This is a genomic window from Pseudomonas sp. PARCl1, from assembly GCF_947311875.1.
Classification (GTDB): Bacteria; Pseudomonadota; Gammaproteobacteria; order Pseudomonadales; family Pseudomonadaceae; genus Aquipseudomonas; species Aquipseudomonas juntendi.
The window spans coordinates 1-1,198 of the sequence record NZ_CAMZMX010000111.1; the positions used below are offsets into that span (position 1 = coordinate 1).

1 protein-coding gene is annotated in these 1,198 nt (G+C 58.1%); it reads left to right on the forward strand.

The window, feature by feature from the left end:
- Positions 1–110: 110 nt before the first annotated feature.
- Complete coding sequence (locus QME24_RS24725; protein ID WP_103438342.1) at positions 111–1,112, forward strand: hypothetical protein; 1,002 nt, start codon at positions 111–113, stop codon at positions 1,110–1,112.
- Positions 1,113–1,198: the final 86 nt, after the last annotated feature.

Below are 1,198 nucleotides of genomic sequence, written 5' to 3' on the forward strand. Positions count from 1 at the left end.
GTGAGCATGGTCAGAAAATTCTGGCTGCTCGTCGTAGCAATAGCGGTGGCTGGTAACAGCACTTCCCTCGACACACACACTTCATTCATCTATTCAGGAGAACCATTCCCATGAAACAACCATTCCAGTACGCCAAGCCATCGACCTACACCACCGCCATCACCGATGAGCACACTGGGTCGATTCGATTCAACACCGCCGATGTTCGACCTGAGACCCAAGCGGCCACCGATGTGTCCGTCTATGTAGAGGCCCTCGTGGAAGCCGCTGAGGACTACTTGAACGGCGATGAGTGGCGAGAGGCTGCCATGGAGGCAACCCCTTGCGAGTTCCGTCCGGCTGGCTCTGAGGCCACTGGGCAACAAATCATCACCATGGCCGACCGCTCTGTCACCTTCGACCCTCGTAAGAACTGGGATAACCAGACCGTCGAGAAGGGCGAGGTCCTGGCCGGTTCTGTGATCTTCACCGAGGCGACCGACAAGGCATTGGTCATCAGCCACCGAGCTACGATCTTTGACCACAACCTGATGGCAGGCTTCACCGTCCAGTCTATGGAGCAAACCGCTGACAAGATGCTTCGTGACATTGAGCACAGCGCAGCCGGTAAGGTCGCTGCCATCTTGGCGACTGCCCCAAGCACTGAGAGCGTCTCTGAGGCCAAACCAACGGGTAAGCCTGCCGAGATCGCTGAGGACCTCATCGACATCCTCACGACCCACGTTAACCAGACTGTAGGGACCTCGCTGAGCGACTTCGTGATCCTGCTGCCCGTGTCACTGGTGGCTGTCCTTGAGCGTGCTGCTCAACGTGCTGGTCAGGACTCTATCGAGGACCTCATTGGCGCAGGCGTACAGCCGTATACAGGCACTGACCACGGCGTCTTCATGTTGCCCAAGCTTTTCACCTCGCTGAGCTACCGTGAGCGCCAAGACGGTAGCATCTGGAAGATTGAAGCGACTCGCAACCCAAACGCCCAAGGCTGGGACCTTGAGATCGTGGCTGTGGTGGACATCATCGCCAATGGCATGGTCAAGGTGAAGCTCACTACCGATGGCCTTCAGACCGTCCAAGTGCCGTTCCCGCTGGTCACTCGCATTGCCCTGAGCTGATCTAAAAGCGCCCCGTAAGGCCGGACCTAAAGAGGGACCGGCAGGGGCACAGCTTCACCTATCCGCATCATCGCCCGTCGCTGGGC